At 50.9% G+C, this 22,124-nt stretch carries 33 protein-coding genes; 12 read left to right on the top strand and 21 right to left on the bottom strand.

What is annotated here, in order from left to right; genetic code table 11:
* Nucleotides 1-20: 20 nt before the first annotated feature.
* Complete coding sequence (locus IC804_RS17855) at nt 21-1,163, bottom strand: acyl-CoA dehydrogenase (protein WP_008879260.1); 1,143 nt, start codon at nt 1,161-1,163, stop codon at nt 21-23.
* Nucleotides 1,164-1,291: 128 nt separating this feature from the next.
* The gene (locus IC804_RS17850) at nt 1,292-1,918 is read right to left on the bottom strand and encodes a TetR/AcrR family transcriptional regulator (protein ID WP_081157117.1); all 627 of its coding nucleotides are present in this window, start codon (nt 1,916-1,918) and stop codon (nt 1,292-1,294) included.
* A 260-nt stretch (nt 1,919-2,178) separates the two neighbouring features.
* On the opposite strand from IC804_RS17850, the gene IC804_RS17845 reads away from it, so the two are divergent.
* A complete protein-coding gene (locus IC804_RS17845) occupies nt 2,179-2,427 on the top strand; it encodes a hypothetical protein (RefSeq protein WP_008879262.1) in 249 nt (82 codons plus the stop codon).
* A gap of 5 nt (nt 2,428-2,432) precedes the next feature.
* Complete coding sequence (locus IC804_RS18950) at nt 2,433-2,567, top strand: hypothetical protein (protein WP_255350169.1); 135 nt, start codon at nt 2,433-2,435, stop codon at nt 2,565-2,567.
* Nucleotides 2,568-2,616: 49 nt separating this feature from the next.
* On the opposite strand, the gene IC804_RS17840 is transcribed toward IC804_RS18950, so the two are convergent.
* Nucleotides 2,617-3,405, bottom strand: coding sequence for a GNAT family N-acetyltransferase (locus IC804_RS17840; protein ID WP_081157116.1), 789 nt, complete (start codon nt 3,403-3,405; stop codon nt 2,617-2,619).
* Nucleotides 3,406-3,548: 143 nt separating this feature from the next.
* Here IC804_RS17840 and IC804_RS17835 point away from each other — a divergent pair, with 143 nt between their 5' ends.
* Nucleotides 3,549-3,806: a DUF6154 family protein gene (locus IC804_RS17835; RefSeq protein WP_008879264.1), complete on the top strand. Its 258-nt coding sequence runs from the start codon at nt 3,549-3,551 to the stop codon at nt 3,804-3,806.
* A gap of 237 nt (nt 3,807-4,043) precedes the next feature.
* On the opposite strand, the gene ilvA is transcribed toward IC804_RS17835, so the two are convergent.
* Nucleotides 4,044-5,252, bottom strand: coding sequence for a threonine ammonia-lyase (gene ilvA, locus IC804_RS17830; protein ID WP_008879266.1), 1,209 nt, complete (start codon nt 5,250-5,252; stop codon nt 4,044-4,046).
* Nucleotides 5,253-5,391: 139 nt separating this feature from the next.
* Between ilvA and IC804_RS17825 the strand changes: the two genes are divergently transcribed.
* The 4 genes from IC804_RS17825 (at nt 5,392) to IC804_RS17810 (ending at nt 9,839) form a co-directional block, all read left to right on the top strand.
* Nucleotides 5,392-6,555, top strand: coding sequence for an MFS transporter (locus IC804_RS17825; protein WP_008879267.1), 1,164 nt, complete (start codon nt 5,392-5,394; stop codon nt 6,553-6,555).
* A 207-nt stretch (nt 6,556-6,762) separates the two neighbouring features.
* A complete protein-coding gene (locus IC804_RS17820) occupies nt 6,763-6,963 on the top strand; it encodes a hypothetical protein (protein WP_081157115.1) in 201 nt (66 codons plus the stop codon).
* Nucleotides 6,964-7,113: 150 nt separating this feature from the next.
* Complete coding sequence (locus IC804_RS17815; protein WP_029760838.1) at nt 7,114-8,376, top strand: two-component system sensor histidine kinase NtrB; 1,263 nt, start codon at nt 7,114-7,116, stop codon at nt 8,374-8,376.
* A 98-nt stretch (nt 8,377-8,474) separates the two neighbouring features.
* Complete coding sequence (locus IC804_RS17810; protein ID WP_081157114.1) at nt 8,475-9,839, top strand: MATE family efflux transporter; 1,365 nt, start codon at nt 8,475-8,477, stop codon at nt 9,837-9,839.
* Nucleotides 9,840-10,007: 168 nt separating this feature from the next.
* On the opposite strand, the gene IC804_RS17805 is transcribed toward IC804_RS17810, so the two are convergent.
* The 9 genes from IC804_RS17805 to IC804_RS17765 all read right to left on the bottom strand — a co-directional run bounded on the left by IC804_RS17805 (nt 10,008) and on the right by IC804_RS17765 (nt 14,277).
* Nucleotides 10,008-10,322, bottom strand: a complete 315-nt coding sequence (locus IC804_RS17805) for a hypothetical protein (RefSeq protein ID WP_008879270.1) — start codon at nt 10,320-10,322, stop codon at nt 10,008-10,010.
* A 214-nt stretch (nt 10,323-10,536) separates the two neighbouring features.
* A complete protein-coding gene (locus IC804_RS17800) occupies nt 10,537-10,677 on the bottom strand; it encodes a YjcZ family sporulation protein (protein ID WP_008879271.1) in 141 nt (46 codons plus the stop codon).
* Nucleotides 10,678-10,710: 33 nt separating this feature from the next.
* Nucleotides 10,711-10,809 (bottom strand): YjcZ family sporulation protein, encoded by a 99-nt coding sequence (locus IC804_RS17795; RefSeq protein WP_008879272.1) that lies wholly within the window; start codon nt 10,807-10,809, stop codon nt 10,711-10,713.
* A 132-nt stretch (nt 10,810-10,941) separates the two neighbouring features.
* Nucleotides 10,942-11,871: an EamA family transporter RarD gene (gene rarD / locus IC804_RS17790; protein WP_008879273.1), complete on the bottom strand. Its 930-nt coding sequence runs from the start codon at nt 11,869-11,871 to the stop codon at nt 10,942-10,944.
* Nucleotides 11,872-12,067: 196 nt separating this feature from the next.
* Nucleotides 12,068-12,157: a YjcZ family sporulation protein gene (locus tag IC804_RS17785; RefSeq protein WP_078172624.1), complete on the bottom strand. Its 90-nt coding sequence runs from the start codon at nt 12,155-12,157 to the stop codon at nt 12,068-12,070.
* A 15-nt stretch (nt 12,158-12,172) separates the two neighbouring features.
* A complete protein-coding gene (locus tag IC804_RS17780) occupies nt 12,173-12,598 on the bottom strand; it encodes a CorA family divalent cation transporter (RefSeq protein ID WP_008879274.1) in 426 nt (141 codons plus the stop codon).
* A complete protein-coding gene (locus IC804_RS17775) occupies nt 12,595-12,774 on the bottom strand; it encodes a hypothetical protein (protein WP_011887324.1) in 180 nt (59 codons plus the stop codon). Before IC804_RS17775 ends, IC804_RS17780 begins: the two co-directional genes overlap by 4 nt.
* A gap of 88 nt (nt 12,775-12,862) precedes the next feature.
* On the bottom strand, nt 12,863-13,192 hold the full coding sequence (locus IC804_RS17770; RefSeq protein ID WP_223812847.1) for a CorA family divalent cation transporter: 330 nt from the start codon (nt 13,190-13,192) through the stop codon (nt 12,863-12,865).
* A 194-nt stretch (nt 13,193-13,386) separates the two neighbouring features.
* Entirely contained in the window at nt 13,387-14,277 is an 891-nt protein-coding gene (locus IC804_RS17765) for a cation diffusion facilitator family transporter (RefSeq protein WP_011887323.1), read from the bottom strand.
* A gap of 174 nt (nt 14,278-14,451) precedes the next feature.
* Here IC804_RS17765 and IC804_RS17760 point away from each other — a divergent pair, with 174 nt between their 5' ends.
* Nucleotides 14,452-15,150, top strand: coding sequence for a class I SAM-dependent methyltransferase (locus tag IC804_RS17760; protein WP_081157113.1), 699 nt, complete (start codon nt 14,452-14,454; stop codon nt 15,148-15,150).
* A gap of 106 nt (nt 15,151-15,256) precedes the next feature.
* Here IC804_RS17760 and IC804_RS17755 read toward each other — a convergent pair whose 3' ends face one another.
* From IC804_RS17755 to IC804_RS17745, 3 genes are all read right to left on the bottom strand, one after another.
* Nucleotides 15,257-16,084 (bottom strand): M15 family metallopeptidase, encoded by an 828-nt coding sequence (locus IC804_RS17755; protein WP_011887322.1) that lies wholly within the window; start codon nt 16,082-16,084, stop codon nt 15,257-15,259.
* 54 nt (nt 16,085-16,138) lie between these two features.
* Nucleotides 16,139-16,849: a purine-nucleoside phosphorylase gene (gene deoD, locus IC804_RS17750; RefSeq protein WP_029760844.1), complete on the bottom strand. Its 711-nt coding sequence runs from the start codon at nt 16,847-16,849 to the stop codon at nt 16,139-16,141.
* A gap of 270 nt (nt 16,850-17,119) precedes the next feature.
* On the bottom strand, nt 17,120-17,524 hold the full coding sequence (locus IC804_RS17745; protein WP_008879282.1) for a hypothetical protein: 405 nt from the start codon (nt 17,522-17,524) through the stop codon (nt 17,120-17,122).
* Nucleotides 17,525-17,657: 133 nt separating this feature from the next.
* Here IC804_RS17745 and IC804_RS17740 point away from each other — a divergent pair, with 133 nt between their 5' ends.
* Complete coding sequence (locus IC804_RS17740; RefSeq protein ID WP_008879283.1) at nt 17,658-17,816, top strand: hypothetical protein; 159 nt, start codon at nt 17,658-17,660, stop codon at nt 17,814-17,816.
* A gap of 35 nt (nt 17,817-17,851) precedes the next feature.
* On the opposite strand, the gene IC804_RS17735 is transcribed toward IC804_RS17740, so the two are convergent.
* Both IC804_RS17735 and IC804_RS17730 read right to left on the bottom strand, forming a co-directional pair.
* A complete protein-coding gene (locus tag IC804_RS17735) occupies nt 17,852-18,016 on the bottom strand; it encodes a hypothetical protein (RefSeq protein WP_008879284.1) in 165 nt (54 codons plus the stop codon).
* Nucleotides 18,017-18,115: 99 nt separating this feature from the next.
* Nucleotides 18,116-18,451 carry a hypothetical protein gene (locus tag IC804_RS17730; RefSeq protein ID WP_011887321.1) on the bottom strand — a complete coding sequence of 112 codons (336 nt, stop codon included), beginning with the start codon at nt 18,449-18,451 and terminating at the stop codon, nt 18,116-18,118.
* 157 nt (nt 18,452-18,608) lie between these two features.
* Between IC804_RS17730 and IC804_RS17725 the strand changes: the two genes are divergently transcribed.
* Complete coding sequence (locus IC804_RS17725) at nt 18,609-19,730, top strand: DUF2515 domain-containing protein (protein WP_008879286.1); 1,122 nt, start codon at nt 18,609-18,611, stop codon at nt 19,728-19,730.
* Nucleotides 19,731-19,785: 55 nt separating this feature from the next.
* The gene (locus tag IC804_RS17720) at nt 19,786-20,670 is read left to right on the top strand and encodes a transposase (protein WP_370543779.1); all 885 of its coding nucleotides are present in this window, start codon (nt 19,786-19,788) and stop codon (nt 20,668-20,670) included.
* On the opposite strand, the gene IC804_RS17715 is transcribed toward IC804_RS17720, so the two are convergent.
* On the bottom strand, nt 20,623-20,802 hold the full coding sequence (locus IC804_RS17715; RefSeq protein WP_008879287.1) for a YozD family protein: 180 nt from the start codon (nt 20,800-20,802) through the stop codon (nt 20,623-20,625). The two genes, IC804_RS17720 and IC804_RS17715, sit on opposite strands and share 48 nt — an antisense overlap.
* Nucleotides 20,803-20,849: 47 nt before the next feature.
* Here IC804_RS17715 and IC804_RS17710 point away from each other — a divergent pair, with 47 nt between their 5' ends.
* On the top strand, nt 20,850-21,056 hold the full coding sequence (locus IC804_RS17710) for a hypothetical protein (protein WP_190300703.1): 207 nt from the start codon (nt 20,850-20,852) through the stop codon (nt 21,054-21,056).
* Here the strand turns inward: IC804_RS17710 and IC804_RS17705 are convergent.
* Both IC804_RS17705 and IC804_RS17700 read right to left on the bottom strand, forming a co-directional pair.
* On the bottom strand, nt 21,038-21,682 hold the full coding sequence (locus tag IC804_RS17705) for a hypothetical protein (RefSeq protein ID WP_029760846.1): 645 nt from the start codon (nt 21,680-21,682) through the stop codon (nt 21,038-21,040). The two genes, IC804_RS17710 and IC804_RS17705, sit on opposite strands and share 19 nt — an antisense overlap.
* A gap of 131 nt (nt 21,683-21,813) precedes the next feature.
* Entirely contained in the window at nt 21,814-22,032 is a 219-nt protein-coding gene (locus IC804_RS17700) for a YozE family protein (RefSeq protein WP_029760847.1), read from the bottom strand.
* Nucleotides 22,033-22,124 lie beyond the last annotated feature (92 nt).

The raw sequence follows: 22,124 nt of genomic DNA, 5'->3' as shown, positions 1-22,124 counted from the left end.
ATATGCGCATATTTCCGCTTTTAGCATCCGAGCTGGCGGGCGATGACGAGACGTTGGATTTCCGATGTGCCTTCGCCGATTTCCATGAGCTTAATATCTCGCAAGTGGCGTTCGACGCCGTATTCTTTCATATAGCCGTAGCCACCATGAATTTGAATCGCCTGGTTGCAGACGCGAAACCCCATTTCCGACGCGAACAGCTTGGCAAATGACGCTTCTTTTGTGAACGGTTTCCCCTGATCTTTCAGCCAGGCTGCTTTGTACACCATATTGCGGGCAAGCTCGATTTCCATCGCCATATCCGCGAGCTTAAATTGGATCGCTTGGAACTTGGAAATCGATTGCCCAAATTGAACGCGCTCTTTCGCATATTGAAGCGCTTTCTCAAACGCTGCTTGTGCAATACCGACAGCTAAAGCGGCGATCGATATGCGCCCGCCATCAAGCGTGTACAAAAACTGCTTAAACCCTTTTTGCGGGTCGCCTAACACGTTTTCTTTCGGCACACGGACGTTCTCAAAAACGAGTTCGCACGTATTGGAAGCGCGGACACCCATTTTGTCATAATTTGAACGGATCGTAAATCCTGGGGAGTCGGTTGGTACGATGAGAGCGGTGATGATGTTTTTGCCGCGCGCATCTTTGCCCGTGACCGCAGTGACGATCACTTGCCGCGCGTATTGGGCGTTTGTAATCCAGCATTTTTCGCCATTGATGACATACTCATCGCCGTCAAGCACCGCAGTTGTGCGCGTGCCGCCGGCGTCCGACCCGGCGTTCGGCTCCGTAAGGCCGAAAGCGCCAAGCGTTTCTCCCTTTGCCATTGGCACAAGCCACGTTTGTTTTTGCTCTTCTGATCCGAAGTAATAAATCGGGCTCGCTCCGAGCGAAACGGCAGCCGCATAACTTAGCCCCGTGCCACCGCAGGCGCGGCCGATTTCTTCGACGGCAATGGCGTACGAAATCGTATCGCCCCCGGCGCCGCCATACGATTCCGGAAACGGAAGGCCCAACAGCCCCAACTCGCCCATTTTGCGGAACACTTCACGCGGAAAATACGCCTCTTCATCCCATTTCGCCGCGTATGGCGCAATTTCCTTCTCCGCAAAGTCGCGAACCATTTCTTTAATCATTTGTTGTTCTTTCGTCAGCGAAAAATCCATATTCTCCCTCTCCCCCATTTGAAGAATAACTATATAAAAACCGACTAGTCGGTTTTTAATCACGTTGAAAATGAGTTGCTTTGTCCAGCAACCAAGACCGACTAGTTGGTCTGGAAACAATAAGCGGCTTATTCGACGATCGGCCGCAACAAAAACTGTGCCGCCGCCGGATGCTCCGGGTCACGAAGCACCGCATGCAAAATGAAATCGGCAAAATAGCTCGCAATCTCTTCAATTGACAGCGGTCCGTCCAGATTGTACCATTTGTACGTCCAGTTCACCATGCCGATGATCGACATGCCAGCGATCTCCACCGACAGTTCCGGACGAAACTCGCCTGCCTCAATCCCCTCACGGATGACACGAAAAATAATTTGTTTAAATTCCTCTCGCTTCTTATTGATCAGCTCGGCATATTCCGGTTTTAAGTACGTGCTTTCCTGATAAAAGACGGTAATATGCGGCTTATATAAATGAAACACTTTGACAAACGATTGAACGATGGCGTACAAGCGCTCGGTCGGCGTCGAACAGCTTTCATACGCTTCCCGCGCTTTTGTAAGCGCATACGTGATAAAGACGTCATGAATATGGTAAAGCAACTCGTCTTTCGATTTAAAATTATGGTAAAAACCACCTTTTGATGTGTCACTTTCCGCCACGATACGGTCGACCGTTACACCGTGGTAGCCATATTTCTCAAATAAATGAAGAGCGGTGTCAATAATGCGATCTCTGAGTGGTTTATCGGCCATAACAGTCTCCTTCACATCGATCGTAAAACATTTCTAAAAAGACAAAATATTCTTCCTGTTTATTAAGATACTCGACAGTTGTAGCTGTTGTCAATAAAAATCGTTCCGCCGACTGAAAAAATGGGAGGCGTCTTTCGCCGCATGACATCCGCAACGATCGCTCGAACCATGTTTCCTAACGGCACGAACCGAAACAAAACAAATGTCTCATACATAATCACGACTGTTTTTCCAAAAGATAAAAACGGAGGTGGCTTCTGTTGGAACCGATGTTATGCCCAAATTGCAAAACAAACCGGACGCGGTTTCACCTTATCGAGCAGCAACCGCGGGCGGTCAAGCTCGACCCCCATACCGGTGACATTGAACAAGAGTACACAAATGAAGCGCTCGAACCGTTTCATCTCCCGTACCGCGGTCCAAGCTACCGCGTCCAATGCGGAGTCTGCGGATTGATTGAAGATGCGGACATGTTCATTCAGCGCGCCAAATCTTCTCCACTGGGGTGATCAACATGGCAAACCAAAAACAAACACCATCCTCAATCGTTGACCAAAAACAGCTTGTCAACGACAAGACAAAAGCGATGCGGGAGCACGGCGACCAACACATTCGCCGAGTCACGCCTAACGGCGCAGACGGACAATAACCGCCAGCTTGCTTTTGCACACAAGCAAGCTGGCGGGGCTTCCGCCTTTCTAGCGGTACATCGCCCACAGTCCGATATCCCGAAAGCCAAGACGATGGTAAATGCGCCCGGCGTCTGGGTTGTCGTAAAACAAGCATGGCATCTTTCCTTCGGCGAGCAAATCGTAAACGAGCTTCGCCACAATGGCGCTCGCGTACCCTTTTCCTCGATGTTCCGGATCGGTGCAGACGCCGACGATCATCGCCGACAGCGAATTTTCCGCCGTTGTCGATGCGGCCGCCACCATCTTGCCATCTTGTTCAATATAATACGTTCTCGCTGAATTCGTTTCCATCCCCTTCACCAGCATGTCGCGCGCCGTCGGTCTCGTGTCAAATTCAGGAATGCGGCGCCGCAAGTCAACAATCCGATCAACATCGGCCAATCCAGCTTTCTTGATGGAGAACGCTCCTATTTGTTGACGGGCATATTCGTCCGTCCGGCACTCACAAAAGTAAAGCGTCCGCTTCGTCCCAAGCGCCAGCCGTCCTTCAAACTGCCTGGCAATTTCCTCTTTGCCGGACAGCTCGATCGTCAATGTGCGGGCTGTCTCACCGATAAGGCGGGCAAAACCATCAGCATCAAAATCGCCGGGCGCGTATGAAATATAAGAATCATAATAACGAAGCAACACCGCTTTCAGCGAACCGGCATCGTCAAATTGCCCCCAAACGTCTTGGAAATCAGCGTCATAGCCAAACGACTCGATGTCGCCAATGATAAATAAGTTGAACGACGGATCTTGCTGCAAAAATGAAAATAGTTGTTGGTGGTCTTCGGCCGTTAACCGACGAATCATAGCACTCCCCCGCTTTTCGAATGATATTTTTTCCATTATACTATAGTGTATATCCGCTGCCAATGGCGGAATGATGAGGGAATGGTTAGTTTCGGCTGACCGTGAAGAAAGGAGGAAGGCCGCTCTCTGTCTGCGAGACGGTCATGCAGATGAAGTTTATTGACGATCTGTACGAATATTACAAAGACCGGCTGACCGGGGATGAAGAAGACGCTGAAGCGGTGGCGATGTCGATTTTGGATGAACTCAACCGCCGCGATGTGCTCAAGCTGATCGGTGAGATGACCGATGAAGAGCTGCTCGGCATGTTTGGCTTGTACTTGTTCGAAAGCTTGAAAGCGAAAATGGCTCGTGAAGGCCTCGGCGCCACACGACCGCAAGAAGGGCCGCGCATCCATTGACAAAAAACGGCTGTCCCCGCCAGACAAAGCCGTCTGCACTGGGGACAGCCACATTTTACGAGCAAAGACCGGGTCGTTATCATGCAAAGATCTCTGACGGAATGACAACCCCCGCGAATTGTACGGAACGTGCCCCGCCATCAACCCACAGCGAATACGTCTCCCACTTTCGCCCCGCTTAGAAACCGGAGCGCTTCTTTTGAAATAAAGAATAAAGAAAAAACGTTTTCGAGCCACCTACCGATAAAACTGTACATCATAGCCTTCTTTCAATAACACTTGGTAAATTTGCTGGATATGATCCTCATTTTTCGTCTCAAGCGAAAAGTGGATTTCCGCCTGGCCTGGCAACACTTTGGCACCGATGCGTTGATGGTGGATCGACATCACATTTGCTTCTAGTTCGGCGATAATGCGAAGCAGCTTGTTCAATTGGCCCGGCTTATCGGAAATGATCGTCGTAAACGTCACAAACCGACCGGCCTCGACAAGACCGCGCTCGATGATGCGGGAAATCAATGTCACGTCGACGTTGCCGCCGCTTAAAATGGCGGCGACTTTTTTATCACGAAACGGCAACTTTTGGTACAAAAGCGCCGCCAGCGGACAAGCCGCCGACCCTTCGACGAGCAATTTGTTCCGTTCAAGTAAATAAAGCATCGTCCGTGAAATTTCCGCCTCTTCAACGCAAACGATTCCATCGACGTACTGCTCAATATATTGGTACGTAATATTGCCTGGCTTTTTCACGGCGATGCCATCGGCGATCGTATCCGATGCAGCGATGGCGACCGGCTGTTTATGGCGGAGGGCTGCTGTCATTCCAGGGCAGGCTGACGATTCGACGCCGTACACCTCGACAGACGGTTTCAGCTGTTTTAATGTAAACGCTAACCCCGCGAGCAAGCCGCCGCCACCGACCGGGCAAAGGACGACGTCCACATCAGGAAGCTGCTCAACCAACTCCAAGCCGATCGTTCCTTGGCCGGCCATGACGGCCAAATCGTCGAACGGATGTACAAACGTCATCCCCCGCTCGCGCTGCAGTTCGAGCGCATACTCGAGCGACTCATCAAACACATCGCCGTGCAAAACGACTTCCGCTCCATAGTTTTTCGTCGCTTCTATTTTGCTCAGCGGCGCACCTTTTGGCATAACGATCGTGCACGGAATATGAAGCATGCCGCTTGCATAGGCGACCCCCTGAGCATGGTTGCCGGCGGAGGCGGCGATGACGCCGCGCGACCGCTCTTCATCGGTCAACGACATAATTTTATTGAATGACCCTCTTACTTTAAATGAGCCCGTTTTTTGCAAGTTTTCGAGTTTCATATATACATTATTGCCGGACAACCGGCTGAACGTTTGCGAATGCTCAAGTGGTGTTTCATGAACAATGCCTTTCATTTTCAACCGCGCTTGCTCAATGTCTGTCAACGTCAACATCACTAAACCACCCTTTCTGATCAGGCAACCGGTTCTTTTTCACCCGGCTTTATTATATACAAAACGTTTCATCGCCGACAAATATTGCTTTTTCCTCGGCGGATGACGTACGATAATAGGGTGAAGGAGGGGAAGATTTATGCGGCGACGCCCGCTGTTGCTTTTATGGATGGTCATGTTTTTGGTCATGTCAGGGTTTGGCATCATTATTCCGGTATTGCCGTTTCTTGCTGAAGAAGTGGGAGCTACTCCACTTGAGCTCGGGCTGTTAATGGCGGTTTATTCGTTAATGCAGCTGTTGTTTTCCCCGGTGTGGGGACAGCTGTCCGACCGCTATGGCCGTAAGCCGGTGTTGCTCATCGGCATCACCGGGCTGTCGTTATCGTTTTTTCTTTTTTCTGTAGCTGAGACGCTCATCATGCTGTTTGTCGCCCGTTTTCTTGGTGGGGCACTGTCAGCGGCAGCGATGCCGACGGTAATGGCATATGCCGCCGACGTCACGCCGCCAGATGAACGGGGAAAAGCGATGGGAGCGATCGGTGCAGCAACCGGGCTCGGCTTTATTTGCGGGCCAGCCATCGGAGGAATGTTTTCGCAAACGAGCTTGCATCTGCCGTTCGCCATCGCAGGAGCACTATCAGCGGCGACAGCGCTGTTCGTATGGCTCGCTTTGCCAGAACCTTCGCGCCTGTCAACGACCGCTAAATCGGAAGGCCAGCGGTCGCTGAGAGAAATGATACAAAGTCCGCTTCTTTATTTATATTTGCTGCAATGGACGGCGACGCTCGCCCTCGCCGGACTTGAGGCAACGTTCGCTTACTTCGCCGATCGCCGCGCCGGTCTTGATTCCGTTCAACTCGGGTATATTTTTATGATCATGGGAATCGCCAGCGCCCTCGTTCAAGGAGGACTCCTTGGACGGCTGATTAAACGGTTCGGTGAAGGACGTGTCTTACAGGGCGGTCTTGCCGTCTCGGCTCTTGGATTTGCAGCTATTTTGCTCGTACAAGACTTTTGGACGGCTGCTCTTTTTCTATCCATCTTCGGCATCGGAAACGGCGTCATCCGCCCTTGCGTCTCATCGCTCATTACGAAACAGGCAGCCGGTCGGCAAGGAAGTGCTGCCGGACTATTGTCATCGTTTGACTCGCTCGGCCGCATCATCGGCCCGATTGTCGGCGGTGGCTTGTTCAGCTATATGGCAGGGCTCCCTTACTTGCTCGGCATCGTTCTTTGCGTTGTCGGCGCAGGATTGTACGGGCTGTTTGCCGCCCGCAACGAAGTGGGGCGCTTGTCTTCTTAATCCGCTACGGCGGATTTTTTATTGGTTATTTAGCACATAGTTTTATAAAAATATAAAGTAATTACTGAACAGTCGTCATAAACACATGTTTTTCTAAAGATAAACGAATTTGCTTGAGAATAGGAAAACATAGGCGAATTTGCTAATATGAAAGAAAGGAATTCAGAACGCGAAGGGATGAAACGGTTGTGACCAAAAAATCACATTGTGCAGCGCCGGACGTTGCAGCAAGGGCGACGACGGCAAGACAGTGATCCATCTGTCGTTACATTGGCCGAAACGACGTTTTACCTAAAAGGCAGCCAGATGTCTGACGCTGGCACAATCGTCGACTTGTCAGTGCTTGATGTGTTTGGAGCCCCCCTATTTGGCAACAAAGGGACAAGACGCAAGCTATTTTTCTATTAAGGCGCTTGATGGCCTGCGCTGAAACACCTAGCAACGGTGCCAACCGTCATCGGCCGTCTTAGTGCCCGACATAGGGACGTTCGTCATAGCCAAAGGCGATTCACTTTTGTAAAATAGGAAATGAGATGTGTAGTTAAGGAGTTTGGAAGGATGAACGATCGATTGGTACAACAGCAAACTGAAGAGCTTGAACGAAAGCTGCGCGCTTATGAGCGGCTCATCGAAAAACTCCCGTTCCCATTCATGTTTACCGATTACGAAACCGGAATCACCATCGAAAAAAGGCGCGGTGATGTCCAACCGCGCCTTTCGCCGGCTCGGATCGCCCCTGGAAAGGAAACAGAATGGCAGTGGGACATTGACTTATATCGTGATGTGCCGTTTGAAAAAGTCGAAGCGTTTTTAACACCGCTGCTTGACCTTGTTCCGCACCATATCGTCTTCGTCGACGATCATGGAATCATTACGCTTTGCAATTTACAAGCGGCCATGGATACCGGCGTCGACCGCGATGCCATCATCGGCAAACATATTCGCGAGCTGCTGAAACTTCCCGATGAGCTAATCGCAACACTAGAATCGTTGGAAAAGCGCGAGCCTCTTTACAATCGCGAAGTGCTCGACCGCTTTTACGGCATCGTCAACACCCGCTTTATTTATAATGATGACGGATCGGTCAAACGGGTCATTAGCATATTCCAATCGCTCAACATGATGAAAGAGACGGAAAAATTGGCTGCCGCAGGTCGCATTGCCGCCGGCATCGCTCATGAAATCCGCAATCCGCTGACGACAGTACGCGGCTATTTGCAGTTGCTGAAAAACGATTTGCCAGATCGCATTACATCGCTCGTTGAGCGGCTGCTCATCCCCGAACTCGACCGGGCGAATGACATCATTACCGACTTTCTAAATATCGCCAAACCACGGGACGTGAAAATGGAGACGTTCAACTTGCACCGCTTTTTGCGTGATGACGTCGGTGTTCTGCTGCAAAGTGAGGCGCTGCTTCATAATGTCAACATCCATTTTGATCTTGATGAACAGCTTGACGATTATGAAATGAGCGGTGACCGCAGCCAATTGCTGCAAGTGTTTTTAAACTTATTCCGCAACTCCATCGAAGCGAAAGTCGCAAAGACAATGAATGTGAAAGTCAGCAGCCGGAAAGTAAACCATATCGTCCAGCTTCGCTTCTGCGACGACGGGCCCGGCATTCCGTCACCGGTCATCGACCATATTTTTGAGCCATTTTTCTCGACGAAAGAAACGGGAACAGGTCTTGGTCTTTCGCTGTCGAAAAAAATTGTCGAACTGCATCGAGGAACGATAAAAGTGCAAAGTGACGCATGTGGCACTTGTTTTCTTATGGAATTTCCGCTTCGTAGCCAGCCGCCTTATTTTTCGTCATAAGCGGCTTCTCCAGGGGGATCGCTCCCCCTAGCTCGGGGGAGACGGAAAGATTGATGATTTAGCACAATGTGCTGTTTTTAGACAAAGGAGGAGCCATGATGGCAATGACCGCTTCAGCCAGCGGAAAGTGGAAGCGTTTGTTCACTTTGTTTTTACCGATTTTTGTTTCGCAAGCCGGCCAATATATGATGAACTTTACCGATGTCGCTATGTCCGGCCACGCGAGCGCCGAAGATCTGGCCGGCGTGGCGATTGGTTCGAGCCTATGGGTGCCGGTGTTTACCGGGGTTGGTGGCATTTTGCTCGCTCTGTCCCCCATCGTCTCCCAGCATTTCGGCGCCGGACGTCATGAAGATATCGCTCGCACCGTCGTCCAAGCGCTTTATTTGTCCGTCGCGATTGCACTCGCCATCGTCCTGGCCGGCTCGGTTGCCGTGCCGTTTATTTTGAAACAGATGCAACTCGAAGAGGATGTCCGGTACATTGCCTCTCACTATTTGCTCGCATTGTCGTTTGGAATTATCCCGCTGTTCCTTTATTCAGTGCTTCGCTACTCGATCGATGCGCTCGGGCAGACGAAAGTGACAATGTGGATTACGCTCACCGCTTTGCCTATTAACATGCTGTTCAACTGGCTGTTCATTTACGGACACGGCGGATTCCCACGTCTTGGCGGCATCGGCACCGGCTATGCGACAGCAATCACGTATACGTACTGTTTTGTCGCTGCCTTGGCTGCCATTAAACTCCGCCGTTTTGCTATGTATCGTGCGCTCGTACGTGTTTACTGCCCTTCATGGGCCTCATGGAAAGAGCTGCTTAAAACAGGGGTGCCGATCGGGTCGGCTATCTTTTTTGAGACGAGTATTTTTGCTGCTGTAACGCTGCTTGTCGGGCGATTTGGCGCCGAAACGGTTGCCGCCCATCAGAGCGCCCTTAATTTCGCTTCACTGTTGTATATGATCCCGCTCAGTTTGTCAATGGCGCTGACGATCGCAGTCGGTTTCGAAGCGGGGGCTAAACGGTATGAAGATGCGAAAAAGTTTTGCTTGATTGGCATTGCCATCACCTTGGCTGTCGCCGCGGCTGCCGCTCTGTTTCTTTACGCCTTCCGCGGCCATGTCGCCCGACTGTACACGAGCGATCCCGCTGTGGCAGCGTTGACCGGAAAATTTTTGTTATATGCAATCTTCTTCCAATTTTCCGATGCTATCGCTGCCCCCATTCAAGGAGCGCTGCGCGGCTATAAAGATGTCAACGCCGTATTTTGGGCTGCCCTTCTTGCCTATTGGGGCATCGGGCTTCCCGTCGGCTGTGCGCTCGCCCTGCTGACCCCTGCCGGAGCGTTCGGCTATTGGATCGGCCTCATCGCCGGGTTGGCTGCCGGGGCGCTCTTCCTCAGTTTTCGCCTGCGGGCCATCTGGCGCCGCCACGGAAATCAACGCACGCCGCACATCTCGTGAGGGACGTCCGGGCAGCATCTATATCAGCAAAAAGAGGATGCCCATAGACGGGCGTCCTCTTTACGACGACGTCAAAACGATTCACCGGTGAACCGTTCCGGTTGATAACCGGTTTCCGTTTAGTCCGCCACTTTTGCCGATGGCTGCTGTTTCCTATACGCCAGCGCGTCAAAGCCGATCCTTGTCTTTTCCCACCTCGCGCTCTTCAAAGCTTTCCGTATGTACATACGCAGTCAGCTCCTCGCCATCCCCCGGCTCCTCTTCTCGCAAACAGCCAAGACGGAACAGCACGGTGCCAACCTCGTCCTTGATCATCCCTTCCATCATTGCCGCTTTCTCCACCCGCGGCATCTTAAAATATAGCTGGCGCCATTGAGGCAGACGAACCAACTCCTCGATTGGTTGCGGATGGTCATCGATGCGCCAATCGATAATAACGATCGTTGCAGCCGCTGTATCCCCTCCTTCTTTTCCGACAAGCAAGTGATCCTCTTCTGCCGCTGGAAGCGCTCTTAACAGCTGAGCGGCGAGCGGGCCTTTCGTCTGTTCTATCTTTTTCCATTGCCAACCCGGTTTCCTCTCCAGCTAACATATCGCCTTGAACCGCACTTTCTCTCTTTCCTCCCTCCTGTCTCTTTTGAAAAAATGGCGGGGGAAACAACCGTTTCTTGGCTGCCTCCCCCGTGCCATCATCCACTTAGCACCAAGTTGCCCCGACGATAATGAGCAAAATAAACAAGACGACGATCAACACGAAGCCGTAGCCGTAGCCGCCATAGCCCGGATAACCGAAGCCATAGCCGCCCCAGCCGCCCCAGCCGCAAAAGCCGTATGGCATATTCGTCACCTCCTTGCTAGCAGGTAGGGGGCATTAATACACCCAACCACCGATACATGCACATCCGACAATGATTAACAAAATGAACAGAACGACGATCAACGCAAACCCGCCGCCGTAAGTTGCACCCATTTGCCAGCACCTCCTTCATTTTTGTACTAGTAGACTATTCACGAAGCGAGAAATTGGTTAGATGTTTCAGCAAAAATGGGTATTTGCCGCGCGGAAGGCAAAAAGAAAGACGGCCCGTCACCCGGACCGCCGTTACGCTTGCAGCGAATCTCGCTTCCATTTTTTTCGCCCCGACGCCTGCCGAATTTGTACGACAGAAAACAAGATCAGCGCCGCCCAAATGCAGCTGAATGCGTACAAATGGGCTTTCGTGAACGGTTCGTCAAACAAAAAGACGCCAAGGAGAAGGCTGATTGTCGGCGCAATGTATTGCAAAAAGCCGAGCATTGTCATCGACACGCGCTTTGCCCCTTTGGCAAAATACAAAAGCGGCACAGCCGTAGCCGGTCCGGCCCCGGCGAGGAGCACCCATTGCCACCATGCCGCTGCCTCGACGAGCGCCGGTGTTTCATTGTATAACCATAATAAGTAAACGGCCGAAAGCGGCATCACAACCATCGTTTCCAACGTCAGCCCGACGGATGAGTCAACACTCGCTAACTTTTTCACTAAGCCGTAAAGTCCGAATGACAAAGCGAGTGATAGAGCAACCCATGGAAATGAGCCGTATTCCGCTGCCATCACGGTCACGCCGGCCGCAGCAAGAAAAACAGCAAACCATTGTCCAACGCTGAGCCGTTCACGCAATACGATCGTCCCAAGCGCCACGCTGACAAGCGGATTGATGTAATAGCCGAGGCTGGCCTCGACAATATGGTGGTTGGTCACCGCCCATATGTAAATAAACCAGTTGGCACTAATGAGCAGGGCGGCGGCGGCAATCCCCCACGCCAACGCCGGCCGGCGGCGCATCGCCTTAAGCTCTTGTCTCCAGACAGTGAGCTGGCCAGTCGCCGCCAAAAGAATCACCATAAAGACAAACGACCAAATGATGCGATGGGCTAAAATTTCAAGCGCTGGGCGCGCCTCAAGCAGTTTCCAATAGAGCGGCAGCACACCCCATAACAAATACGAGACGGCGGTATATGTGATACCTTGCTTTTCTTCCCGAAAATACCCCATGTCACGTTCCCCTTTTCCTTGATCATTTCCGTTCCATTATACCGCTGCCGCCTCATTTTATCTATCAAAAAACAGGACGCGCCGTCCGACGAGCAAACGAAAAACGGAGACGGCGCTCGTCCCCGCTTCCTTTTGCAGCCTTGCTTGGCTGCACTGTTTTGCCTGTTTCCGTTTTTATGTTTTTCTAGGCTGGCGCTTACCAACCGACACAAACACAACCGACAATAATTAATAAAATGAATAAGACGATAACAAGTGTATAACCGTTGCTGACGAAACCGCTCATGGCGGGCACCTCCCCTTATGGATTCACGGAGCCATCATATGCGCCCACCTGCCCAAACGGCCGGGCAAATGCCCATATTTGTGGAAAAACGCCTATTTTTCTTTCTATCTCCCCCCACCAGCCGTTTCGTTTGAAATAGAGGACGATGAGTGCGGCGACAGCAGCCATAAGCAACAGAGCGAACGGATAACCGTATCGCCATTTCAACTCCGGCATGAATGTAAAATTCATGCCATAGACATCGGCAATAAACGTCATCGGTAAAAACATGACGCTCACTAATGTTACCGTCTTCATAATGACGTTCATATGGTCGGATTTAAGCGACAGCTGCAAATCGAAGATGGCGGACAACGATTCCTTAAATGCATCAAGCGCCGCCGGAACGCAGGCAAACCGGGACGCCACCTCGTCGATATACGGATTCGTTTCTGCGTTCATATACGGAAGCTCAACATGGCGAATCGTTTTTCCTGTGCTTCGGCGACTTGCCGCAGCTCATGAAGATACGTTTTCATCCGATAAATATCGCGCCCGATTTCATTCGCGAACAGAGTCTCGAATACTTGCCGTTCGAGCCCTTGGATGCGGTCAGCCATTTGGTCAATCACCTGCAAAAAAGCAGGCAGCAGCCAAGTTTAAAAAGTGGTAATAACACATAACCAGGGTAAAGCACCTGATCGCAATGGTCCAACAGCCGTTCTTTCACAGGGCCGATGAACGAGTGAGACTCATCCATGTAGCGATGATATGCCGCTCCGCGGCGAGCAGGCGGACGTTTGCCATCCGACCGGACGGGTCGATGATAAACAACGAAAGAAAGATGTATCCTTCATACTCATCGACGGTTGGAATGCCTGTTCCATCGATCAGCCGTTTTTCGGCGAGCGGGTGGATCGACAATGACGAGAGAAGTCGCTCCAAATCGGACTTGACAGCAGCGATAAAATGAAACCAACACGATTGGCCGCCCGTCGGTGCATGGCGTTTGAACGTTCCTTCCGGCAACGGACGAGGGGAATGGTTAATCGCCATAGGCTGACGCCCTTTCTGTACAGTGTTCGTTCTATTGCTTGCCAAAAACGACTCCCCGCCCGCCGTTAAAAACAAACCTTGTCTTGAGCACGACAGCATTCGACCGATATGGTGCAAACAACGACTTTCCCCCTATCAGGAGCCGTTGACTATGTCGAAAACGTCCGCCGTAAAACACGAACAAGCGAGCCGCCTTAACCTTGCCGATCCACACGCGCTTCTGGTTCGACATGGACATGCGTTGAACGAATGTTATGCCGTTTTTTCATCAGACGTTCGACTTCGTCAGCGATTTCGTGACCTTTCGCCACTGTTAAACGCGAATCAACGCGGATCGTCACTTCAAGCACAATATCATTACCTAATGTGCGCGCCTTAATGTCAGCGACATCACGCACACCCTCCACCGCAGCAATTTCTTCCCGGTAAACGGCAAGCCGCTTTTCATCAAAACCGTCGGTCAACGTGTGCGCTGTTTCCATAAAAACTTCCCATGCTGTTTTACAAATGATCGCGCCGATGATGAGAGCCGCCAGCGGATCAAGCCAGAGCCACTCAAGCTGCGCCCCGATGATGCCGATTGCCGCTCCAACGCTGACAAGGGCATCCGATAAATTGTCTTTCGCCACAGCGGCGAGCGCTGTACTATTCGTCCGCCGCGCCAACCGGGTATTGACCGTGTAAATAAGGAACATGACCGCTGCCGAAGCAAGGGCAACCGCCGCTGCCGGCCAATCAGGGGCGTCCGCCTTTCCGCCATGAAGCAGCGCACCAGCTCCGCTGATGACAACATCAATACCGATCGACATCATCAAAAAAGCGGCCAAAAGCGATGAAATGTTCTCCGCCCGCGAATGTCCGTACGGATGATTGCGATCGCGTGGTTTTTGGGCAATTTTCATGCCAATATAGACAGCCACTGAAGCGATCACATCGCTCAAATTGTTCCAGCCGTCCGCCTTCACTCCGTCCGACCCGGCTAAAGATCCAGCCAAAAGTTTGCAGGCCGCCAGCAGAAGATAGACACCGATGCTTAGCAGCGCGCCGGCCTCAGCCCGTTGTTTCCACTCCACGTTTTTCACCAACCTAGCTGTTTCGTTCTTGCACGTATCAGTGTACCAGCTTGGTATCGGTTGGGTCTATAGCAAGAAAATTGCCTCCCTTCATGAGTATAGAGACAAGCAAACTTTTTTGCCTAAAGACAAAACCGAGCTCTTTTGCGTATGATAAACCAATTCAAGCAAAAAGGAGAGAAAAACATGACTTCGTATTTGGACTGGTTGGCCGAAATGGGGATCGATGGCGCCCACCCGGGAGGTTTTATGTTAACAAAAAATATATTACGTAAACTCTATATTGATCATTCAACTTCGGTGCTTGACGTCGGCTGTGGAACGGGACAGACAGCGGCGTATATCGCCGAACAGTACGGTGCCGATGTGACGGCGATCGATCTCCATCCAACAATGATCGCCAAAGCAAAACAGCGCTTTGCCGCTATGGCCGTCCCGGTTCGCCTGTACCGCGCTTCGGTCGAAGCGCTGCCGTTTCCTGCCGAAACATTCGATCTCGTGCTTTCTGAGTCAGTGCTTGCCTTCGTTTCACTGCCAGAAGCGCTCGCTGAAATTCGCCGAGTGCTCAAAAAAGGTGGAACGTTCGTCGGCATTGAAGCATGTCATGAGAAGTTAACCGCAACCGAGCAGCAGCAAATTGCCGCTTTTTATGGATTCCGGCGGCTGATGACGCCGGCTGGGTGGAAAGAGGCGCTTGAACAAAACGGATTCCGTTGCCGCCATTTTTCCTACACAGCCGCTACGGAAGCGCCGAGCCAAGGAGCACCGTTTATTGTCGCCTTTCCATCGACGCCGGAAATGGCAAAGATGTGGCAGATGCATCAGCAGCTGACTGCACAATTCGGCGACCGGCTCGGTTATTGCGTGTTTTGGTGCGAAACATAGCTTACAAGACATTCATCACTGTTCTAAACAATGATGCCCCCTTTCCAGTCAATGAACAACGCCTCCTTTCATGTGTCATCACACGAAAGGAGGCGCCTAGTTCTGTTTACACTTTTTTTACTGCTTGAAAATATTCTTCAAGCGTCCAGTCACGCTTCTTCATCACCACGGCCGCCTTCCGCCCGACATAACGGATATGCCATGGCTCATACTTATAGCCGGTCACCGCTTCCTTTCCTTTCGGATAGCGGATAATAAACCCGTACTCGTGCGCATGGGCGGCGACCCATTGTCCTTCTTTTGTCGCTCCGAACGCTTCCGTCAGCTGATAGCCGGCCGAGCGGCTGCTAATGTCGATCGCAAGCCCGGTTTGATGCTCGCTCTGCCCCGGATAGGCGACCGCTTGGACGGCTTCTGCTTCCCCTTTTTGCCGCACTTCTTCCGCAAAAACCACTTGCTGCCGCTCATACGACCGGTAGGCGGAGACGGCCACAAGTTCAATGCCGTCGCGGCGGGCGGCAGCAAACAGCTCTTCAAGCGCCGCAGCCGCCTCAGCCCGCATATGCCGCTTCTCTGCCTTCGGGTCATCAAACGAGAACCGCACGTTCGGCACAACTAAATCGGCCGGCTTGTAGCTAGGCGGAAGCGACTGTTCTTTATTAACGAGCACTAAAATGTTATCCGGGTTCATAATCACTTTTTTCCCGTTTTCCACCTTAATGACGTTCCAATATTTCGCCTCAAGCTGCAAGTCGGGGTCAACTGGGTCAACCGGGTGTTGGTCTGTTTCACCCGGTTCATGGCTGCCTGGCTGCACCGCGCTTTCCGGGGGCTGTTCAGACGAGCCGACCGAGCTGCGGTCACCACTTTCCCCTGTTTGGCAGCCAGCGAGCAGCAGGCACGCCAACATTGCTATTTTCCATCGTTGGTTCATTCGTCTTCCCCTTTTCTGTTTCTTGAAGCGCGCTAGACGGTCTCGGCACAACTGTTACGCATCGTTGCGAATCGCCGCTTCGAGCGCCACTTCAATCATGTCGTTAAACGTCGTTTGCCGTTCCTCGGCTGTCGTTTCTTCCCCAGTGATAATATGATCGCTCACGGTCAGCACAGACAACGCCCGGCAGTCGAATTTCGCCGCCAGCGTATAGAGCGCCGCTGTTTCCATCTCAACGGCCAACACGCCGTAACGCGCCCACGTTTCCCAATTCGGCTCATCGTTGTAAAACATATCCGCAGTAAAGACGTTGCCGACTTTAAGTGCCAGCCCTTTTTCCATGCCAACGTCGTATGCCGTCCGCAGCAAGTGGAAATCAGCTGTCGGCGCATAATCGCGGCCGCGGAAAATGAGCCGGTTCATGTTCGAATCCGTTGATGCGCTCATCGCCAAAATCACGTCGCGCACGCGCACATCCGGCTGAATCGCCCCACACGTGCCGACGCGGATGAGCGTCTTGACCCCATAGCTTTGAATCAATTCATTAACATAGATTGAAATCGATGGAACTCCCATCCCGGTTCCTTGTACGGAAATGCGATGCCCTTTATACGTTCCGGTAAAACCGAGCATGCCGCGCACTTCGTTGTAGCATACCGCCCCTTCCAAAAACGTTTCAGCAATATATTTGGCACGCAGCGGGTCGCCCGGCAGCAAAATATGTTCGGCAATCTCCCCTGGCTTTGCTCCGATATGAACGCTCAATGCAATTCCTCCTTCTATCATGATCAAGCTAGACGTTGTTTATCATATCATATGTTTGCGGAAAATGGCAGTCTTATCTCGAGTAGCTGAGGGGGCAATCGGGCATACTATTCGTGCTCACTTGTCAGGAAAGGAGGAAAGACGGTGAAAAAGAAACTGGAGCAGGCGGTGGAGTATGCGAATAAAACAAATCCGTCGTCAAAAGCCTACAACCAACCGTCGACGTCAAAAAAAGAGAAGACAAAATTTTAAGGGAGAACCGCTCTCCCTTTATGACGTTTTGGACCGATAATGGTCGCGGTGGCGACGCGCCAAATACTTTTCATTGATATACAGCACCTTTTTATCTTTGCTGCGTGTATATTTTTTCTCACGCTCACGCTGCCTAGCGAGCAGCCAGCAAGCAAACAAATACAGCGGCAAAATCAGCTGCATGGCTCCGATGAACACATACCAAAATCCGCTGATTTCCGTCAAGTTGCGCAAGTAAACGTCAATGCCGCCCAATCGATAATATATAGCAGCGACGATGGCGGCAATGGCTACGATATTAGCGGCGTGGAGAAGAGGAATGTTTCTCCAGCGGAACAAAAACCGTTCAATCTGCCCTTTCACCCAAAGCGACACGGCGATCAAGACAATACATAAGAGCAGTGACAACGCAAGTGCGGCCATCGTTTCGTCCCCTTCCCTCTACTCTCTTCATTCCGGTCTGCCTGTTCTGAAGCTGTTTGCAAACATTTTCCTCCAATGAACCTCCCCTTGACCGCATACACTAACGACGACAACGGTTCAAGGAGGGAAAACAGTGGGTAAAAAACACCGCAACCGCATTAACGGGCAGAAAAAGAATAACCATATTCCAAAAGAAGCGTTGATCGCCGAAGACGAAGCGCACGCCAAAGAATATTCCGCGGCCGGCGGTCGGAAAAACGGTCCAGGTCATCACGACAACCCCGAATCGTGACAAATCGCAGAAACCCTTGTGCCACACAAGGGTTTCTATCGTGGTTCCGACGGCTCAACTTCGTCCCAAGCAAGCGTGACAACTCTCGTGTAGTCCCCGCGTTCGATTTCTTCTTTCGTTGCTTTTTCGTTCAGTTCCTCGTCATCATCAATTCCCGGCGCCACCATCCGGTTGTCGCGGCGCTGGTTTTGATTTTCCACCGAATCCGCCTCCTTTCCTTTCTTATCCGTTCCCTAAAACGCTAGCTGTTATTCGACATTTTTTCTTTTATTATACCACCATCAGCCATCCGTGTGTGATTATATTTTTGAATATTCCGTCAAAATAACACGCTGGCGTTCCACCGGTTTCCACCCACCCGAGCAGAGACGGTAATACGTCTGCCCTTTGCGTCCTTCATCGATGAGCACAATATCACCCGTCCCCATAAATCGGGCCTGGCAGTTTTTTGGCATCAAATCGACAACGTTAAACATTCGGTACAAGATTGACAGCGCCTCGTGATGATCTGAAGCTGTCACCGTAAGCCGGCATACTTGTCGGTATTTCGGTTCCCCGAAGCGCGGCGTTTGAAAAATAGTCGCTTCATATGCACGTTTTGCCATCCACATCTTTTTCCTCCATAAACGAACCATGGTTTTCCTCTTCCTTCCCACGATAAATCAGTCGTCTTTATCCTATAATATTAGTGATTGCATTTGTCGATTCCTTCGGCAAAACGGCACACCTTTTGTCGAAACGGCCATGGTTTTTTTGACAAAATCTGCGATCTATACAAGGGAGGAACACTAGATGCCCAACCGCCCGCTCGCCTTGTTGCGCCGCCCGCTCCAATACGCTTATCGTTCGTTTTTATACCGCCATCCGGTTCGCCTTGCTGATGCTGACTTGCTTCGCCGGATGACCGCCCGCCTTTCGCCCTCGCCGCCTAGGCAACTTAGCGCCGAGGAGACAGCGATCGTTGCAGCCATCCGGCGGAAAACAGCGGAACATAACCGCAATAACGTCACACGTACGGCGGCCTATTTGGCGTTTTTCGAGCGCCACTCGGAAATACATTGGGCGTTTTTGGCTCATCTCGTCTCGCGTAACGGTGGCTGGAACATGACCGACTTGCGCGGCGGCCTTCTCCCGTTTTTATTGCCAAAAGAAACGGCTGCGCCGCTCTTTTTGTTTTTGGAGCGAGCCAATGCATTGATTTTTCACGACGCTTATCCGCAGCTCTTGTTGTATGAGGAAAGCAAGCGTCAAGGAACGCCGCTGTTTCATTTGCTGCCATCTTTGTCTGTCTCCCGGTTTATGAAAGCGTTTTGGGAACATTTTTGGGAAACGGGCGACGCGGCACTGCTGACTGTCGCCTTAATCATTAACGAACAGCAGTACATCCAGCTTCGCGTCATCGAGCACCCGTTTTTCCGCACCCGTGTGCTGTCCAGCTGGCCGTTTATTGCTGAGCAATGGCTCGGGTTCAATGATGTGCTCATCCCTCTAGGGCGCGGCCGGCGCGGTGCTTTAGTTGGCACGACCGTGCGCGATTTTGCTGATGTTCATCACCGCATCCACATTGGCAAAACGCTGTACAGTTTACTGCTGTTTAATGCGCGCCTGTTTCGCCGCGCTTATCGCTTTGCCCGCCGTGTTCCCCATAGCGGTTCACGCGCCGACTTTTGGCCGCAATCGTTCACTGCAACATACGATGGCCGCCGCCTTTACAGCCCTCGTCTTGAGGCCGCGTGGCCGGATCTTACGCACTCTTTTAGCGATCAGCGCGACTGGTTCACCGATGACACGATCGTGGGGGCGCTTGAGACGCTTCCGCTTCCAGCGTCAGGTGAAATGACCGATCGTTACAAACGGCATTTGGCCATGATGAAAGCAGCCGCCATCGCGGCGGCCAAGTCAGCGGGCGTCTAACCCCGCCTTAGAAATCATAAAAACGACGAGGTTTACTCGTCGTCGCGGACTGTTGGTGAAAAATGAACGGGAGCGAGTGTTTGCCTATTCGTATCATACAGCTTGTGATCGCAACGGATGGATTCTACAGACCTACGTGACGGCAGCCAACGTCCATGACAGTCAAGCGTTTTTTGTGCTGTTCGAACGAGTGAAACGGGAAATCCAATCATGTCCGGAAGCCGTGTGTGTAGACGCAGGATATAAAACTCCTGCCATTGCCAAGTATTTACTCGAACAAGGGGTAAAGCCGATTTGGCCGTACACTCGCCCGAAAACAAAAGATGGATTCTTTCGGAAATCAGATTTTGTGTATGACGAATATTTTGATTGTTATCTATGCCCCAATGATCAAGTTCTATCTTACTCTACTACGAATCGGGAAGGGTACCGGGAATACAAATCGGACCCGGCGGTGTGCCGAAGCTGTCCGTATCTTCATCAGTGCACGCAAAGCAAGAGCTACACCAAAGTAGTCACTCGCCACGTATGGCAGGACTACTATGAAGAAGCAGAGCATTTGCGGTATGTTCCGGAATACCGGGAACTCTATGCCCTCCGAAAAGAGACGATTGAACGGGATTTCGCCGATATGAAAGAGAAGCATGGTCTGCGCTGGACGCATTACCGGGGATTGGAAAAAAATGAGGCGCAGGCGATGCTTGTTTGTGCTGCCATGAATTTAAAAAAACTGGCGAATTACCTATGGAAGGCGAAGCACCGCCCTTTCTTTTCCTTTGCATGGCTTCCCATCCTACCCACTTTTTTTGAAAACATAGTCTATTTATGGAACAAAATGGGTTTCAGACATTCGTCTGAAACCCATTTTGTCAACAGTCTGAAACGACGAGGTTTACTCGTCGTCGACATCAATTTCTTCATCAATAATGCATTTTTCTAGCAAATAGTCAAACGTGATATCAGCAAGCTCTTCCAGCTCCTCTTGCGTTGGCACAAAGCCGCGGCGAATGAGCTCTTGGTAAAAAAACTCGGCAATTTCCTCTGTATCAATAATCACTTCAATTTCCTTCACCGCATTTCGCCCCCTTTGTAATGTTGTATGTCTCCGTCTTCCGTTTTATGTCAAAAATCATGTTGTACTACTTTTTCGGCCTTCCCCATACATATGTATTAACAAAACAAAAAGACGGAGGTCGGAACGAAATGGACAAGCTGACTGCATTGGATAAAATGATGGAAACAGTTGTAAACGGATTGGCTGCGCTCGTCATTTTCGCCGGCATTCCATATTTTCTCTTTATTCTTTGTCAGTTTCTATTCTGGTGATTGACGATCTCTTGTAAACGTTGAACAACCGTTTCCATCATCCGTTTATATTGATCATCGCCAAACCATTTATACAGCGCTTTATAGTCGTTGTACATGTCGAGCAGCTCGTCGACCGATGGTTCGCGGTTTTCGCTATCAGCCGACGGCAGCAGAAGCGATGCGTTCATCGGCGTAGCGATGACAATATCTTGCACAAGCGTGACGGACGTTTCTTCCCCATCAGCTAGCGGAGTAATGTCTTCAAGATGGACTTCAATTTCCCAACCGTCCGTCAGCCGCTTCAATTCATAAATCGTCTCTTCCCATCCTTCTCCATAGTAGCGGTAAATTTCCGTCCGAACCCCGACGACTTTGAACAAATGGCCGTCATAATCACGAACACGGACAATTTCGCCGAGAAAAAACGGCAACTCGATTTCAATTTCTTCAGCGATCCACAAATCATCTGTAAATTCAGATAATAAAACGAGCGCCTGCTCGGTAAACAAACTATGGCCATGGTTAATTTCGTATAAAAACGTGCCATCAATTTGTTGAATATCCGTCACAGTTCCGACCGTTCCGTACAATGTATTGACAACGATATCGCCGACGGAAAACTTCGGGCGTTTCGGCGTGCTCATTGGCATCTCCCACCCTTTTGAACAAATGGTTAGTATAGTATATGCATGCATGAAAGGGTGGACACCTTTGCCAGCGCGGAAAAAGCAGATTGAAAACGCTACCAATATTCAAAACAGGAACGCCTTCCTAGTTATGTTTCATGCAAAAACTGCTCCCACAGTTCATCAAAAATAACCATGCTTTCCAAATAATCACCGTTTAACTCCAAATAGCCGCTTAATTCTTCATAATCCGCTGATCCTTTCGGAAAGCTGTGGTCGTCATACGCCCCGTTCGCAAACCGCACAACAGGATCTTCTTCATGCCCATGGCGGAAGCGCAATAAGTAGCGGTAAAACGATTTTTCCATGTTTCCCCATCCTCTTCCTTTCTCTTTGTTGCTATTATAATGAGCTTTTTCATGTTTGTGAAGCCTTTTTTCACCGCTTGTATTGTCATCGT

Origin of the sequence: Geobacillus sp. 47C-IIb (genome assembly GCF_014679705.1) — a bacterium.
GTDB classification, from domain to species: domain Bacteria; phylum Bacillota; class Bacilli; order Bacillales; family Anoxybacillaceae; genus Geobacillus; species Geobacillus thermodenitrificans.
This window is presented reverse-complemented; position numbering and strand designations above follow the sequence as displayed.

Bases quoted from the DNA above. Each gene is read 5' to 3' on its own strand.
- IC804_RS17810 (WP_081157114.1), top strand. From the start codon at position 8,475: ATGGCAATGACCGCTTCAGCCAGCGGAAAGTGGAAGCGTTTGTTCACT.
- IC804_RS17815 (WP_029760838.1), top strand. From the start codon at position 7,114: ATGAACGATCGATTGGTACAACAGCAAACTGAAGAGCTTGAACGAAAG.
- IC804_RS17700 (WP_029760847.1), bottom strand. From the start codon at position 22,032: ATGGAAAAATCGTTTTACCGCTACTTATTGCGCTTCCGCCATGGGCAT.
- IC804_RS17710 (WP_190300703.1), top strand. From the start codon at position 20,850: ATGTCAAAAATCATGTTGTACTACTTTTTCGGCCTTCCCCATACATAT.
- ilvA (WP_008879266.1), bottom strand. From the start codon at position 5,252: ATGTTGACGTTGACAGACATTGAGCAAGCGCGGTTGAAAATGAAAGGC.
- IC804_RS17840 (WP_081157116.1), bottom strand. From the start codon at position 3,405: ATGATTCGTCGGTTAACGGCCGAAGACCACCAACAACTATTTTCATTT.
- IC804_RS17800 (WP_008879271.1), bottom strand. From the start codon at position 10,677: ATGCCATACGGCTTTTGCGGCTGGGGCGGCTGGGGCGGCTATGGCTTC.
- IC804_RS17855 (WP_008879260.1), bottom strand. From the start codon at position 1,163: ATGGATTTTTCGCTGACGAAAGAACAACAAATGATTAAAGAAATGGTT.
- IC804_RS17825 (WP_008879267.1), top strand. From the start codon at position 5,392: ATGCGGCGACGCCCGCTGTTGCTTTTATGGATGGTCATGTTTTTGGTC.
- rarD (WP_008879273.1), bottom strand. From the start codon at position 11,871: ATGGGGTATTTTCGGGAAGAAAAGCAAGGTATCACATATACCGCCGTC.
- IC804_RS17725 (WP_008879286.1), top strand. From the start codon at position 18,609: ATGCCCAACCGCCCGCTCGCCTTGTTGCGCCGCCCGCTCCAATACGCT.
- IC804_RS17705 (WP_029760846.1), bottom strand. From the start codon at position 21,682: ATGAGCACGCCGAAACGCCCGAAGTTTTCCGTCGGCGATATCGTTGTC.
- IC804_RS17755 (WP_011887322.1), bottom strand. From the start codon at position 16,084: ATGAACCAACGATGGAAAATAGCAATGTTGGCGTGCCTGCTGCTCGCT.
- IC804_RS17760 (WP_081157113.1), top strand. From the start codon at position 14,452: ATGACTTCGTATTTGGACTGGTTGGCCGAAATGGGGATCGATGGCGCC.
- IC804_RS17730 (WP_011887321.1), bottom strand. From the start codon at position 18,451: ATGGTTCGTTTATGGAGGAAAAAGATGTGGATGGCAAAACGTGCATAT.
- IC804_RS17770 (WP_223812847.1), bottom strand. From the start codon at position 13,192: ATGGCGATTAACCATTCCCCTCGTCCGTTGCCGGAAGGAACGTTCAAA.
- IC804_RS17745 (WP_008879282.1), bottom strand. From the start codon at position 17,524: ATGGCCGCACTTGCGTTGTCACTGCTCTTATGTATTGTCTTGATCGCC.
- IC804_RS17850 (WP_081157117.1), bottom strand. From the start codon at position 1,918: ATGGCCGATAAACCACTCAGAGATCGCATTATTGACACCGCTCTTCAT.
- IC804_RS17785 (WP_078172624.1), bottom strand. From the start codon at position 12,157: ATGAGCGGTTTCGTCAGCAACGGTTATACACTTGTTATCGTCTTATTC.
- IC804_RS17835 (WP_008879264.1), top strand. From the start codon at position 3,549: ATGCAGATGAAGTTTATTGACGATCTGTACGAATATTACAAAGACCGG.
- IC804_RS18950 (WP_255350169.1), top strand. From the start codon at position 2,433: ATGGCAAACCAAAAACAAACACCATCCTCAATCGTTGACCAAAAACAG.
- IC804_RS17780 (WP_008879274.1), bottom strand. From the start codon at position 12,598: ATGAACGCAGAAACGAATCCGTATATCGACGAGGTGGCGTCCCGGTTT.
- IC804_RS17795 (WP_008879272.1), bottom strand. From the start codon at position 10,809: ATGGGTGCAACTTACGGCGGCGGGTTTGCGTTGATCGTCGTTCTGTTC.